Annotated in this window: 11 protein-coding genes and 4 tRNA genes; 5 read left to right on the forward strand and 10 right to left on the reverse strand. The window is 42.0% G+C overall.

Translation table 11 applies throughout. The features are described from left to right. The first annotated feature begins 104 nt into the window (after positions 1-104). Both CJD36_RS17145 and CJD36_RS17150 read left to right on the forward strand, forming a co-directional pair. Positions 105-521 carry a nuclear transport factor 2 family protein gene (locus CJD36_RS17145; RefSeq protein ID WP_105040432.1) on the forward strand — a complete coding sequence of 139 codons (417 nt, stop codon included), beginning with the start codon at positions 105-107 and terminating at the stop codon, positions 519-521. A gap of 4 nt (positions 522-525) precedes the next feature. After that, entirely contained in the window at positions 526-1,410 is an 885-nt protein-coding gene (locus CJD36_RS17150; protein WP_105040433.1) for a helix-turn-helix domain-containing protein, read from the forward strand. A gap of 10 nt (positions 1,411-1,420) precedes the next feature. On the opposite strand, the gene CJD36_RS17155 is transcribed toward CJD36_RS17150, so the two are convergent. The 10 genes from CJD36_RS17155 to CJD36_RS17200 form a co-directional block, all read right to left on the reverse strand. Beyond that, complete coding sequence (locus CJD36_RS17155; RefSeq protein WP_105040434.1) at positions 1,421-2,086, reverse strand: hypothetical protein; 666 nt, start codon at positions 2,084-2,086, stop codon at positions 1,421-1,423. Between the two features lie 319 nt (positions 2,087-2,405). Beyond that, on the reverse strand, positions 2,406-2,861 hold the full coding sequence (locus CJD36_RS17160; protein ID WP_105040435.1) for a DUF6843 domain-containing protein: 456 nt from the start codon (positions 2,859-2,861) through the stop codon (positions 2,406-2,408). 642 nt (positions 2,862-3,503) lie between these two features. Then, a complete protein-coding gene (locus tag CJD36_RS17165; RefSeq protein WP_105040436.1) occupies positions 3,504-3,896 on the reverse strand; it encodes a hypothetical protein in 393 nt (130 codons plus the stop codon). A 478-nt stretch (positions 3,897-4,374) separates the two neighbouring features. Continuing rightward, the gene (gene tuf, locus CJD36_RS17170) at positions 4,375-5,562 is read right to left on the reverse strand and encodes an elongation factor Tu (protein WP_105040437.1); all 1,188 of its coding nucleotides are present in this window, start codon (positions 5,560-5,562) and stop codon (positions 4,375-4,377) included. Positions 5,563-5,697: 135 nt separating this feature from the next. Then, a tRNA-Thr gene (locus CJD36_RS17175) sits at positions 5,698-5,769 on the reverse strand. A gap of 128 nt (positions 5,770-5,897) precedes the next feature. Then, a tRNA-Gly gene (locus tag CJD36_RS17180) sits at positions 5,898-5,970 on the reverse strand. 76 nt (positions 5,971-6,046) lie between these two features. Then, a tRNA-Tyr gene (locus CJD36_RS17185) sits at positions 6,047-6,129 on the reverse strand. A 94-nt stretch (positions 6,130-6,223) separates the two neighbouring features. Beyond that, positions 6,224-6,296: transfer RNA gene (locus CJD36_RS17190), tRNA-Thr, on the reverse strand. A gap of 323 nt (positions 6,297-6,619) precedes the next feature. Next, the gene (hutU, locus tag CJD36_RS17195; RefSeq protein WP_105040438.1) at positions 6,620-8,275 is read right to left on the reverse strand and encodes a urocanate hydratase; all 1,656 of its coding nucleotides are present in this window, start codon (positions 8,273-8,275) and stop codon (positions 6,620-6,622) included. Between the two features lie 129 nt (positions 8,276-8,404). Beyond that, complete coding sequence (locus CJD36_RS17200; protein WP_105040439.1) at positions 8,405-9,463, reverse strand: hypothetical protein; 1,059 nt, start codon at positions 9,461-9,463, stop codon at positions 8,405-8,407. 507 nt (positions 9,464-9,970) lie between these two features. Between CJD36_RS17200 and CJD36_RS17205 the strand changes: the two genes are divergently transcribed. The 3 genes from CJD36_RS17205 to CJD36_RS17215 all read left to right on the forward strand — a co-directional run bounded on the left by CJD36_RS17205 (position 9,971) and on the right by CJD36_RS17215 (position 15,184). Next, positions 9,971-11,521 (forward strand): hypothetical protein, encoded by a 1,551-nt coding sequence (locus CJD36_RS17205; RefSeq protein WP_105040440.1) that lies wholly within the window; start codon positions 9,971-9,973, stop codon positions 11,519-11,521. A 233-nt stretch (positions 11,522-11,754) separates the two neighbouring features. Then, positions 11,755-12,519 (forward strand): isoprenyl transferase, encoded by a 765-nt coding sequence (locus CJD36_RS17210; RefSeq protein ID WP_105040441.1) that lies wholly within the window; start codon positions 11,755-11,757, stop codon positions 12,517-12,519. Next, a complete protein-coding gene (locus tag CJD36_RS17215; protein ID WP_105040442.1) occupies positions 12,512-15,184 on the forward strand; it encodes a BamA/OMP85 family outer membrane protein in 2,673 nt (890 codons plus the stop codon). The genes CJD36_RS17210 and CJD36_RS17215 overlap by 8 nt, the downstream gene beginning before the upstream one ends. Positions 15,185-15,226: the final 42 nt, after the last annotated feature.

The following is a 15,226-nucleotide window of genomic DNA, read 5'->3' on the forward strand; positions in this document are numbered from 1 at the left end:
TATTTCTACTATAAACATATACATTTGATTGGCCCAAAGGCCGATCTTAGTGATAATCAAACAAGGCCATGCTATAGTATGGCTTTGTTTAAAACTGTTCAACAATGGAAAACAAAAGATATCCGCTACCTCCATTTACCATGGAGACTGCACTGCAAAAGGTACAGGCTGCAGAAGATGCATGGAATAGCAAAGACCCCGAGAAAGTATCTCTTGCCTATACAGTGGATACTGAATGGAGGAACCGAACGGATTTTATAAATGGACGAGAGGAAGTAAAGAAGTTCCTGACAGGTAAGTGGGAAAGAGAACTTGACTACAAATTGAAGAAGGAGCTTTGGGGATTCCGAGAAAACCGTATGGCAGTGAGATTTGAGTATGAGTGGCACGATGCGAATGGCCAATGGTATCGTAGTTATGGCAATGAAATGTGGGAATTTGATGAGAACGGGTACATGCAGAAACGCTTTGCAAGCATTAACGACATAGCTATTAGCCAAGCTGACCGCAAACTAAAATAAAAACATGAATACCACTACTCCACCGGCCAATGCTACGCTCATCAATCCGCAGAATGGGAATTTGGCATTTAAGCTGTTTTCATTCGACGACAATAGTCACTTCGACCATTTGCAGCGCAACAACTACTATTCGCTGATATGGATAACTGAGGGGGAAGGAATGGTAAAGGCTGATTTTTCGGAACATAAATTTGTGCCGGGTATGATGTTTGCGTTTTCGCCTTACCAACCTTTCATGATAGCAACGACAGCTATTAAAGGTACCGTCATACACTTTCATCCCGACTTCTTTTGCATACATAAACATCAGGCTGAAGTAGCCTGCAACGGAGTGCTGTTCAACAATATCTATGAACCGCCTTACATCTCTGTTGACATGAAAGCCGCTGCAACATTGACCATGATTGCCGAACAAATGAAAGAAGAAATACAAAATGCAGCCCTCGGTCAGTATGAACTATTAGTCTCTTACCTGAAGATATTCCTGATCACAGCTTCACGCATAAAAGTGGTGCAACAGCCACAAACGCTTGTAGAGCCCGATAATGTAAAAGAACCGTTTATTCTCAAAACGCTTATTGACAGTATCGAACAAAATTTCAAATCAAAACACTCTGCAAGTGATTATGCAGAGAGTCTCAACGTATCACCTAAGACCCTTGCCAAGATCACAAAGGCGCACTTCAACAAAACCATTACTGGTCTTATAGCTGAGCGTATAATCATAGAAGCAAAACGAGAGCTATACCTGACTAACAAAACGGTAAAAGAAATAGCATGGGAACTCGGCTACCAGGATGAATACTATTTCAGCCGCTTCTTTAAAACCAATGCAGATATCTCTCCACAGATCTATAGGGAAACTGTAGGATTTGGAAGAGGAGCCTAATCTTTACACCTTACTGTTTCTTCAGACGCTTTAATCCTATTTCCTTCCTGGCTTTATTGGTAGCCTCAAGGTCTTCAGGCTGTTTGATGGCAGCAGTTTTAGTAGTGGTGCTGTAGTATTTAGTAACGTGGTATAACTCGGGCAGTTTACGATAGTTCTGTAACCCATCATATATAACTGCGTACTCAAATCTGGGAAAATGCTTGTCTTGTACCTCCTGCTTTAACAACGCCAGGAGACCATCGGTTATCATATCGGGCGTATGGTCGAGAATAATGGAAACATGTCCTGGCATTATGCTATGCGGAACACCATACTTATAGAGTATCGAAGATAATCTGCTGAAATTCTCAGAATCAATATGCACTTGAAGCTTCCACAAGGAATCTTTGACAGCCTGTGTAATACCCACCTTATTTGCCCTTGCCTGTTGCATTCTAACCGATTGGTCTTGCTTACTCATACTCCTCAAGACCTTTAGCTTCTGCCCGTCTGTTTCGCCGTACATGAGCATCCAGCGATACTTCTGATCATTAGCAACCATTATGTCTATTTCCATTTTCAGACTATCCTGTTGTGCTTTGCTAAATGGCTGTAGCACTTTATACTGTGCGGTAGAGATGAGGGAGGAAGACAAAAGTGTAAGCAATAAAAGGAGCAGTTTACCTGTGTTCATTGTGCAGGAATTAAAGTGAAAACCTAAAATAGTACAATTCAGCAAAAGAATATACAGACCTGGTACAAACAAAAAAGCCTGTCTAAGAATAGACCGGCCCTTATAAACCCTATCACCATGAAAACCTCTTTATATTAAAGCCTTGCGGCAAAAGAAATATATTTATTGTTGGTAATCTTTATTGCGTTTTGATTACAGTGTAAAAGTACAACATGTACCTACGTGTAATGAAATAAATGAGATGAACGACCAAATAATAGGGGTGAAAATAAATTGAGTTTATTATAGTTTTAAGTCTGGAGCTAGCTGCTGAATATACTTAGTTGCACCGATCTAAATCTACCTGATCAAAATTAAAGGACCGATACTTCTCCCTATTTTTTAAGGTATCAACAAAAAACTCTTCTACGTCTTTGTAATCAACATTCCCAACCCCAAAACCACCGAGTCCTCTATTAAAGATAAAAATGCCATTCTGCGGGAGACTATCCACTTTTGAATAATCCTTGAGGAAGGTGATTGTGTCTGCACTACTACCCAAGGTAGGATTATCGCTGTAACAAAACTTAAAGTAATCTTCTTCCGCATCACTAGAAACAATACCGTAAAGCGCGGTAAATTGAGTTTTTAGTATTCCACATGCCGGTATCCTCAAAATTCTCCTTCCATCTTTTGTGTATTCAGTCTTAACACCCTTTTGCTGGTTATATATGATGGCTATGCGCCCGATGTAGCCCTCAGGAACAATAAGTATAAATAACCGGCTTACGCGCATACGCTACTGATGGATACGATTGATACAAGTATTATGAATCTAAACTTAAATACTCAGCTGTAGCACCATTGTGTAGGTACAAAAAAAAAGCTAGTCTAAGAATAGACCAGCCCCTATAAACCTATCACTATGAAAAACTTTATATTGAATGCTTAGCGCACAATAAAATCGTTTTTGTGTATTCTTTAGTTTCCTATCGATTACAATGTAAAAGTACGAAAGAGTTTCATAAAAAAGTCTTAAAATGACACGAAATATTTAAAAAATGGGGTGAATTATTTTCGTGTAAAATAATAGGCACATCCAGATTAATTACCGGTAAATAAAAAAGCCGATCTAAGAATAGATCAGCCCCTATAAACCCTATCACCATGAAAACCTCTTTATGCTAAATGCCCTGCGGCACAAGTAAATCATTTTTATTTTGTAACCTTTCGTTCCCTGCTGATTACAATGTAAAAGTACAACGCCATTTATCTTCTTACAAATAAATGAGATTAACGCCAAGAAAATAGGGGTGAATTAAAAGAGCTTTCGCCACAATTTTGTGGGACACATTTTGAAGTTATTGAAGAGTGCGGCCCAAGCAATAGAATACGTATTGTGGAAAGAATACTATTGCATATTCAGCCCGCCATGCCTTTAGTTGACCAGGTATGTTCCAAATACCAGGAGAGGAATAAGAAAAGGTAATGCAAAGGAGAACCAAAAGCCGGCATTAAACAGATTAACTCTGAACTGATGGTGGTTATCTTTATTAAACAGCCGATCAAGAAAGTTCCCCAAATAATAAAAAACGTTTGCGACCCCAATCATTGTAAGATAACCAATTCCCTGAAGAAAAGTAGCAATCCCATTTATTTCAAAATCCGGTTCGTAAGGTGCAATGAAGTAGGTGGCAATTAAACAGTAGCATAAGAAGGCAAAGATGCCTGCAACTACTAATCCAATATTGTATTTTATTCTTTTCGCAGCCCACCAGGCTTTCGCCGTTGGTTCTGTTGGCTCTTCAAGTATTTCGATAGTGGAAGTCATAACTGCAGGCGCATTTAAGAAAGGGGATTAAAGATATAAAATTGTTCATGGTTTAAAGATCATAACGTTCATTCATCGAAACTCTTTTAGGTAAAATTGGGCTCGGATCTACCAATCGGAATCGGGCCTACGTTCACGTTCAAAACAGTAATCAATCGATCAAAAAACTCTGTGATCGCCTATGTGGTCTTTTAATACCAATTAATAATAAAAATGAACCGCACCAATCGTTGCGACCCTACGGGGCGCTGTATGAGGGATGTGATTGATGTACCTACAAACCTTTTGCACCTAACGGCGCAATAACGTGAAACTGCATTACCTAGACAAATAGTTGGTGACAACAAGTAAAGTGCCTAATCCAAACAGTTAATTGATATTACTTTACCGGACCACTAAAAGCATCAGTAACAAAAAAAGCCGTCCCGATAAAATCGGGACGGCTAGTGTATTTATAATGCAGCAAGCTGCAAGTATATTACTTAACTATTTCAGTTACCTGACCAGCGCCTACTGTACGACCACCTTCACGGATAGCGAACTTAAGACCCTTTTCCATAGCTATTGGAGCGATCAATTTAACCAAAAGGTTAACGTTATCACCAGGCATAACCATTTCAACACCTGCAGGAAGTTCGCACTCACCTGTTACGTCAGTAGTACGGAAGTAGAACTGAGGACGGTATTTGTTGAAGAATGGAGTGTGACGACCACCTTCTTCCTTCGAAAGAACGTAAACTTCACCCTTGAAATCAGTGTGCGGAGTAATGCTCTTAGGTGCGCAGATAACCATACCACGACGGATATCTTTCTTTTCAATACCACGAAGCAACAAACCTGCGTTATCACCAGCTTCACCACGATCAAGCAATTTCTTGAACATTTCAACACCAGTACAAGTAGAAGACAATGGATCTTCATTGAAACCAACGATCTCAACGTTCTCACCTACCTTGATAACACCGCGCTCGATACGACCAGTTGCAACAGTACCACGACCAGTGATAGTGAATACATCTTCAACTGACATAAGGAATGGCATATCAACCGGACGTGGAGGCAATGGAATGTAGCTATCAACAGCATCCATAAGATCTTCTACAGCCTTAACCCACTTAGCATCACCTGCAAGTGCACCTGTAGCAGAACCCTGTATTACAGGAGTGTTATCGCCATCATATTCATATTTGCTCAACAACTCGCGGATTTCCATCTCAACAAGTTCCAAGATTTCCGGATCATCAACAAGGTCAACTTTGTTCATGAATACAACGATACGTGGAACACCTACCTGGCGAGCCAAAAGGATGTGTTCTTTAGTCTGTGGCATAGGACCATCTGTAGCAGCTACTACAAGGATAGCACCATCCATCTGGGCAGCACCTGTGATCATGTTCTTTACATAATCGGCGTGACCCGGGCAATCAACGTGCGCATAGTGACGAGCGTTAGTTGCATACTCAACGTGAGCGGTATTGATAGTGATACCACGCTCCTTTTCTTCAGGTGCAGCATCAATTTCGTCATAACCTTTCATCTGCGCCAGACCCTTGCCAGCGAGTATAGTTGTTATAGCCGCAGTCAATGTAGTTTTACCATGATCGACGTGGCCGATGGTACCAATGTTTACGTGGGGTTTGTCCCGCTTAAAGGTCTCTTTTGCCATTTTATTTCTGTTTTAAAATTGTTTATTTTTTGTTATTGATTAATGCCCAAAGGCATCGGTTACTTTTTCTTAGAACGGAGCGTTACCAACCATCCTTTACTTTCATCTTCACATAAGCATTTTCACAAATTCAAGAGCTGTTGAGCAGGATTGAACTGCCGACCTCTTCCTTACCAAGGAAGTGCTCTACCGCTGAGCTACAACAGCTACTATTATCATTTTAGTAACTACTGCTACCTCATTTCAAATATCTTCTGCAAAGAACTAAATACTACAAAGAACTTCCTTACATTAAATTAACTAATCAGCACGTGTGCCAATTAGCTAACCATAAGAGCGGGAGACGAGATTCGAACCCGCGACCTACAGCTTGGAAGGCTGTCGCTCTACCAGCTGAGCTACTCCCGCAATATAATATCTGGTGTCTTATTCAATAACAGAAAGCAGCTTGCATAAACTACAACTGCTATTGAAAATTAAAAAGTGGGCAGAGTAGGGTTCGAACCTACGTACTCGTGAGAGAACAGATTTACAGTCTGTCGCCTTTAACCGCTCGGCCATCTACCCGTGTAAAAAAGTAAAAATTAAAAACTTAAAAGTAAAAAACAGAATACCGAAATAAACAGCTTTGCGTTTTACTTTTTCGTTTCAACTTAAAACGAGCCACTTGCCGGAATCGAACCAGCGACCTACTGATTACAAATCAGTTGCTCTACCATCTGAGCTAAAGTGGCTATTGATCAAAGAACTAATTATTGAGCGCTTTCGTTTTCAATAAATTGGATTGCAAAAGTAAAGAAGATTTTTAATTCAGCAAATTATTTTTGCCTCTTCTGTAAAATATTTTTTTACTCTTCGATTACCGCCCTGTGCCGCAACCGCCGTCTCCTCTAAAACGGAGTGCAAATATAGGCTTTACTTTCTTCTAAAAAAGTCTATTTCATAAAATATAGCCTATTTAAAAACATAATTTTTTTTCACCTGCAAAAGGACAAAATAAAAGGGCAAAAACAGTGATTGTTTTTGCCCTCCTTAACCTGAAAATATACCTATGACCTTAGATCATCAACCCAAATTTATTAGCTGTATCAATAGCTATGTCATAACCCGCGTCGGCATGGCGAATAACCCCCATTGCCGGATCGTTGTGCAACACGCGGCGCAGGCGCTCTTCAGCATCAGCAGTACCATCGGCAACTATAACCATTCCTGCATGCAGTGAATAGCCCATACCTACCCCACCACCGTGATGGAATGATACCCAGCTGGCTCCGCCTGCTGTGTTGATGAGCGCATTGAGTATCGGCCAGTCAGCAACAGCATCACTGCCATCCTTCATAGCTTCTGTTTCGCGGTTAGGCGATGCTACAGAACCCGTATCCAGGTGGTCTCGGCCAATTACTATTGGTGCTTTTACACGGCCATCTTTTACCATTTCATTGAACAGCAAACCTGCCTTTTCTCTATCACCCATACCCAGCCAGCAAATACGTGCAGGCAGACCCTGGAAAGCAATACGCTCACGAGCCATCTTCAACCAGCGGTGGAGGCCTACATTGTCGGGGAACAGCTCCATTAACGCCTTATCTGTTGCGTAGATATCTTCAGGATCGCCACTCAGTGCTACCCAGCGGAAAGGTCCCTTTCCTTCGCAGAACAACGGACGAATATATGCAGGCACAAAACCCGGAAAATCAAATGCATTGTCTATGTGGCGCTTATCATGTGCCTGTCCGCGCAGGTTATTACCGTAGTCGAAGGTAATAGCACCGCGACGTTGCAATTCCAGCATTTCCTTTACGTGGCGCGCCATTGTGTCTAACGAGCGGCTCATGTATTCTTCCTTATTCTTTTCACGCAGCACATTAGCTTCCAGCACACTCATACCTTCCGGAAAGTAACCGATCAGCTCATCATGTGCCGATGTCTGGTCTGTCAATGTATCAGGTGTAATGTTACGGTCTATCAGGCGCTGCAATAGGTCTACCACGTTACAGCATACACCTATTGATACTGCTTCACCCTTAGCCTTCGCTTCAAGTGCCCAGTCAATACTCTCGTCTATGTTATGTGTGTATTTATCCAGGTAGCGGGTTTCAATACGCTTCTGTATGCGCCATTCTTCCATTTCAGCAGCAAGGCATACACCTTCGTTCATGGTAATAGCCAATGGCTGAGCGCCACCCATACCACCAAGGCCGGCAGTAACGTTCAACGTACCCTTTAGTGTACCACCGTAATGTATATTAGCCAGAGACAGGTAAGTCTCGTAAGTGCCCTGTACAATACCCTGAGAGCCTATATATATCCAGCTACCTGCGGTCATCTGGCCATACATCATCAATCCTTTGGCTTCCAATTCACGGAAATGCTCCCATGTAGCCCAGCGGCCTACTAGGTTAGAATTGGCTATCAATACACGTGGCGCATTTTTGTGTGAACGCAGCACGCCAACCGGCTTACCACTCTGCACCATTAGTGTTTCATCTTCTTCCAGGTTCTTCAGGCATTCCAGTATTTTGTCAAAAGCTTCCCAATTGCGGGCAGCCTTGCCAATACCACCATATACTACCAGATCTTCCGGGCGTTCCGCCACTTCAGGGTCCAGGTTATTCTGTATCATGCGGTAAGCTGCTTCGCTCACCCAGTTCTTACAAGTCAGTTGATTGCCATGTGCGGCACGTATCACTCGTTTCGTTGTTGTATCAGACATATAAAGTATTGCAGCTTTTTTACGGCAGGGCAAAAATATAAATAATCGGCGACCTTGCCGACGCGCCGTTATTGATTCTTTTTAAATGACCATTGAGAAGTAGATATAATTGACTGTGAATCAGATGGCTTAGTTCAGCTTAAATAGGTTTGCCACCTCATTATCGGGTGTTTCCTTAAGTTTTACCAGCACTTTACGGTTATCGGTAATTACTATCTTAGATTTTGCAGTGAACATCTTGCCGTTTTTGATTCCGATAGCGATCAGTGCAGCTTTAGCACCCACCGGTATGCCTCTGAATGCAAATTCTTGCGTTGAAGTCTCATAATAGCTTTGCAATACAGAGTTTATGTCTTTAAAAACAAGATAAGCACTTATAAATTTCACTGAATCGGCCTTATCTATAGCTACAATAGCTGCAGTCACGTTATCATTGCCCCTAAACCTATCACAGTTGATCCATCCCAGGTTTTCTATTCCCATCTGATCATACAGTTTAGATGTTAAGGCTCCTTTCTTCGTATATTCTTTCCTTTCAGTTTCGTTCACCGCTATTTCCGCTGTCTCTCCCTCATAGTCTGCATCACTCCTAACTCGCTCAACCGGAACCGAGGCTGTTCCGATTTCAGTAAAACCCCGCTCCCCACCCTTCCAATTCATCTGCCCCAAGCTATCCCTTTGCCCGTAAAAAAGCGACATACCTTCAGTGGTGTTCTTTGGAAATTGCACCGCAAGCGTTTTCCCGGCTTTTAGTCTCAACTGCTCTCCCCCACTGGTCATATTAATATAGTATGCCCCGCCCGACACCAGCAATTTGCCGTCAGACACTGTTGCAGCCCTGTCCCTGGCCAGTTCTTCGGTAGTGGTCAGTTCTTTCAGCTCTATATCTATGTGGTTGCCCAGTGGTTTACCACTTACAGTTTCCAGGTCGGGTGCATTTACATTGATGACAGTTCCTTTTGCGCCGGTTATTTTTGTCGGGGTAACGATTGATGCCTTAAACCGCTGCATGGGCGTCTCGTACTGCTTCAATACACTATCGAGTACAAATAGTTCGTGCCGGCTATCTGGCACGTTGACTATTGTGGTGGTAGAATCGAAAGTTGTAGTGGTTGTGGTAGTAGTTGTGGTATTGTTACAACCAAAGCAAGTTGCTGCGGCAAGAAATATGAGGAGTGTGTATTTCATTTGGGGATGTGTTATGTTATGTACTTAGTGAATAAAGTTATAGAAAAACGCTCCATTACAGTCCTTGAAAATTATTACGGTAGTGAGTGCACAGAATGCTTCGCACTCAATATAAACCCTAAGATTTTATAAGGAATATAAAATTGCTTGTTGATTGCCAAACTAATTTGATGCAAATACAGATCCCGCAATTGTTATATTTTATTGAACCTCAAAAAATGAGATCATATTTTTATAAGCCTGCGGAACGTTGTCTTTCATATGCTGAAGAAAATTTACAACGTTGCAATGCCCCCCTTTTAAAGTCTGCGGAATTTGACAAGTGAAGGCATGGCGACAAATTGAATGTCTGGCTCTTTTTAAAAAAGTATGATTATCTTGGCAAGTGTCGGGTCCTGGTTTTTAAGGAGTAAAGCCAAAATGCGTTTTTAAAATTCTTAGAATTTTACATTTTGTATCCCTATAAAATTGCCGCCAGACATTTATACTCACCTAACTACCTAAATTATGGATAAAAACAACCATAAGCTTAACCTGTCATCAGAAGGCCCCATTGAAAGAAAATCGAAAGTTCAAAAGGGCAGTGGCTATCTCATCTCTCAGAAAAAATGGCTCCTACAGGCAATTGTCTTATCAGTCGTGGGTTTCATAATATTAAAATACTGCTTTCCAGTACCCGACATTAATGACGATGGCATAAATTACATATCATGGGCATATAATGACACAAAAATGGCGTACAGGCCACTAGCCTACGTGAATTTTCTCAAGATGATACATAGTTTCACAACCTCGATCGATGCGATAGTCATTGTACAATTTATCATACATGTAATAAGCCAGTTGTTTGTTCTTTTCAGCGTCGACTATATTTTTGTCATCAATCCACGGGTAAAGCAATTATTAATAGTCTTTACATCTTTAAACCCTTTGCTGCTGATCCAATGCAACAACATAGCAAGCGATTCTTTGTTCTGTTCATTGACGATCCTGCTGATCACATTACTTATCTGGTTTGCCAGAAAGCCCGACTGGAGATTATTCATAGCTGTTGTTAGTGTGCTCTATTTTTGTATTGCGCTTCGTCTTACTGCGATGTTCTTCCCTTTTTTGTTTTTGGTTACCCTGATACTTTGCAGAGCAAAATTGCATGCCAAACTTTTATATGCGGGGGCTGTAATAGCAGTGGTGGCAATGTTTGTCCAGAATCAGAAAGATACCGCATGGCGGGAAACAGGAGTATCTGTATTTTCGGGGTTTTCCGGCTGGCAAATTGCCAATAACGCCCTTTACTGTTATAAGAAGATACACGTTGACAACAAAGATCTGCCATCACTAGAGACCAGAAGAATTGATTCGGCCGTAAAGTACCTGATAGATTCTGTGCCAACCCCGGATGAAGTAGGAGTTGCTTATTTATGGCATCAGAAGTCTCCGTTTAGGATGTACACAATCTACAACGCCTCGGCTAGCAGGCAGAAGTACTTTTTATCTTGGATGATGGTCTCAGAAGATCTTAACGAATACGGATGGTACATCATAAGGAACAACCCATATCCCTACATACGCTATTACATTTATCCTAACTTAAAACGCTTTTTTTACCCTGAGCCGTCTCCGCTTGACAATTATAACGCCGCCAAAGTGAAGCTCCCTGCGGAAGTTTGGCTATGGTTTAACTGGCCTGCTGCCGAACTGCGTTGCCGTTTCCCCGAACTACAAAGGAAGATAATATCGGTCTATCCACCCCTATGCGTATTGCTCAATATTTCTACAATTGTAGTTATTATATTTTTTTTAGTGACTGCTATTCCGACGCGAAAGAAACTACCCCATGCTATTTGGATACTCTTTTGGACATGGTCAGCCTTCTATTTTGGATTCATGGCCTTCAGTGTTTTTGCTTCGGCAATATATCTCAGGTTCCTGGAAGTGATATTTGCGCTAAGCCCGGTATTCTCGATTATACTACTGAGTTGGGCCTTAAAGATAAAGGCCATGCATAGCGCCATAAAACTGCAAAGCAGTCGTGACGAGGAATTTAAGGGCGGAGATTAGTTTATTTTGATAATCGTCGGCAAACCGTATTGATAAATATTTACTCAAACCTAATTTGTATACTCAGATCAGCCACAACGACAAATTAAACATAAATAACATTTACAAAATAAAAATTCAAATAAGTAAAAGCACTCATTTGCAGTTAAAAGCGCGTTAAACTAGATGCATATAGTTTGATACTATAAGCTACCGCCTATTTTTGTACCTTTGCACACTTTTCGTAACGTATAATGACTGATCTACTAACAATGGTTGACCGCAGCAAGCTGCCTAAGCATATTGCTATCATAATGGATGGCAATGGCCGGTGGGCCCGCGAGCGCGGTGAAGACAGGGTATATGGCCACTATGAGGGCGTGGTAAGTGTGCGTGAAATAGTTGACGCCTGCGGTGAATTGGGGATTGACTACCTCACCCTCTATGCGTTTTCGGCCGAGAACTGGAACCGCCCCAAGGCTGAAGTGGATGCATTGATGGAGTTACTGGTGAATACTATCCGCAAGGAAGTAGATGACCTGAAGAAGAATAATGTGCGCCTGCATGTTATCGGTGATTTTGCCAGCCTGCCTGAAGTTTGCCAAAAGGAAATGACGGAAGCCATGGAAATAACCTCCATGAATACCGGCCTTAATCTGGTACTGGCACTCAGTTACAGCGCGAGGCAGGAGATACTTTTTGCCACAAGAAAGATAGCCGAGATGGCCCAGTCGGGCACATTAAAGCCTGAAGATATAAATGAAGACTTGTTTCAGAGATGCCTGAATACTGCAGGATTCCCTGACCCTGAACTAATGATAAGAACAAGCGGAGAGAACAGGATAAGCAATTTCCTGCTCTACCAGCTGGCTTATGCCGAGTTGTATTTCACACCCGTGCACTGGCCTGCTTTCCGAAAACAAAACCTGTACGAGGCGTTGCTCGACTACCAGCGCAGAGAACGCCGCTTTGGCAAAACCAGTGAACAAATTCAAACAGATTTCACCCCGCATGCATAAGAATTTCCTACGAACCGGATTAATGATACTTGGCGTATTGTGTATGAACAGATCTCATGCGCAGTTGGGTAACAAGGGTGGCGGCCTCAATAAAATGATGCAGGCGCAGGGACAGGCGCAGCCCGATGGGAATATTCCTAAACAAAAAGAATATGAGCTGGGCGGTGTTACTGTATCCGGCTCCAAATATCTGGATGCCGACCTTATCCTTGCTGTCACTAACCTGGCGGTGGGTATGAAGATAAAGCTGCCTAACGATGAAGCTATTTCTAAAGCTGTACGTGCATTATGGAAGCAGGAGCTGTTCTCAGATATCAAGATCACTGTCACCAAGTATATCGATGACAAGGTATTCCTCAATATTCAGATCGAAGAGCGCCCGCGTCTTAGCCGTTTTACATTCAGGAACATCAAAGTATCTGAAGCAAAAGAACTGAAAACAAGATTGTCTCTGGTAACTAATAAAGTAGTTACAGAAGCTACTAAAAAGGAAGCTGTTGTCCGCATTAAAAAATACTTTGTAGACAAGGGATTTGGTCGTGTGAAGGTAGCCGTAGCTGAAAAGAACGATACTGCCGGGGTGAATAAGTGTGTACTTACATTCACCGTAGACAAAGGCAGCAAAACGCATATCAACGAAATAAACATAGTAGGAGAAGAAGAAGCATCTGAAGCACGTTTGAAAAAGACCCTTAAGGGGACTAAAGAAATGTCAAGACTTACACTCCATCCTGCAAAAGAAGAGAGTGCCTACCCTGTTGGCGAACGTTCTTTTAAGAAATATGCCAATAACTGGGGATTCCTTTCATTGTCTAAAACATTAGATGCCCTCGATCCTTATTTCAGGTTCAAATTATTCTCTGGTTCTAAGTTCAACCAGGGCAAATTCGAATCAGATAAACAATCAATGGTCGCGTACCTCAATACCCTCGGGTTCAGAGATGCGGCTATAGTATCTGATACCGTTTACCCGGTAAAGAATGGCAACTTGAATGTAGATATCCGCATAAAGGAAGGTAACAAGTACTATTTTGGCGATGTAGAGTGGAAAGGAAATACCAAGTACTCTTCAGAGGTATTGTCTAAAGTGCTCGGTATTAAAAAAGGCGACATCTATAATCAGGCATTACTGGAGACCCGCATAGGCCGCCAGCTAAACCCTGAAGGTGGTGAAGATGTGAGTAGCCTGTATATGGATGATGGTTATCTGTTCTTCAACATAGAACCAATTGAAGCATCTATAGTTCACGATACTATCAACTACGAAATGCGTATCTCAGAAGGCTCACAGGCCACCATCAGGGATATCTCTATATTTGGCAACGATCGTACTAACGACCACGTTGTGCGCCGTGAATTACGTACCTTACCCGGCAACAAATTTAGCCGTACCGATCTTATCCGCTCTAATCGCGAAATTGCTCAGTTGGGCTTCTTCGACCAGGAAAAGATTGGCATTCAGCCTAAACCGCATCCTGAAGATGGAACTGTGGATATAGAATATACAGTTGTAGAAAAATCAAGCGATCAGTTGCAGTTATCTGCCGGTTTCGGTGGTGGTGTTAACTTCTATGGCAACGTAGGTATCACTTTCAACAACTTCTCTATCCGCAATATCTTCAAGCCTAAAAACTGGGATCCATTGCCTGTAGGCGACGGACAGAAGTTTGCAATAAGTTATGCATCTAACGGTCAATACTATAATTCATTGAGCACCAGCTTCACAGAACCATGGCTGGGTGGTAAGAAACCAAATGCATTTACAGCCAACATCGTATACAGTAAGTACTCATCGGCTGCTGCAGGCACCAACCCGGGTAGCGCCTTCCTGCGCATGTTTGGTGGTGGTATATCTATGGGTAAGCGCCTTACCTGGCCCGATAACTTCTTTGTATTCAACTACGGTCTGTATTACAACAACTACCGCCTGAAGAACTACGCTTTGGTAGACAACTTCAACAACGGTTTCAGTAATGACCTTCACTTCAAGTTTGTACTGTCAAGAAACAATATAGATCAGCCACTCTACCCCCGTAGCGGCGCTAACGTATCATTTACGTTCCAGATCACTCCGCCATTCAGCGCATTCAGCGGCAATGACTATTCAGGCGAAACCCCTGCCAACAAGTACAAATGGATCGAGTACCACAAGTATAAGTTTACAGCCGATTTCTACCAGAAGGTTGCAGGTAACCTGGTATTGAGGTTAGCTTCTAAATATGGCTTCCTCGGTTACTACAATAAAGACATTGGTTTCTCTCCGTTTGAGCGCTTCCAGTTGGGTGGTGATGGTCTGTCAGGCTACTCTTACTTCGTAGGTAAAGATATCGTTGCACAGCGTGGTTATGAAGTATATGCCAATTCTGCAACCATATACAATAAATACACAGCTGAATTACGTTATCCATTCTCCCTTGCACCTACAGCTACTATTTACGGTATCATGTTCGTAGATGCAGCCAATGCATGGAATACATTTAAAGACTATAATCCGTTCAAGCTGAACAGAGACGTAGGTGTGGGTATACGTTTATACCTTCCTATGTTTGGTCTGTTGGGTCTTGACTATGGTATAGGTTTAGACAGGTATGATCCTAACAATGGTATTAAGAGCGTGAAGGATATTGCTAAGTTTAACTTTATGTTGGGCTTCGAACCGGAGTAATCGATTGAATTGGTATAGTAATTGATTTATTAGGTTTACTAA

The sequence above is a fragment of the Flavipsychrobacter stenotrophus genome (assembly GCF_002954265.1).
Lineage (GTDB): Bacteria > Bacteroidota > Bacteroidia > Chitinophagales > Chitinophagaceae > Flavipsychrobacter > Flavipsychrobacter stenotrophus.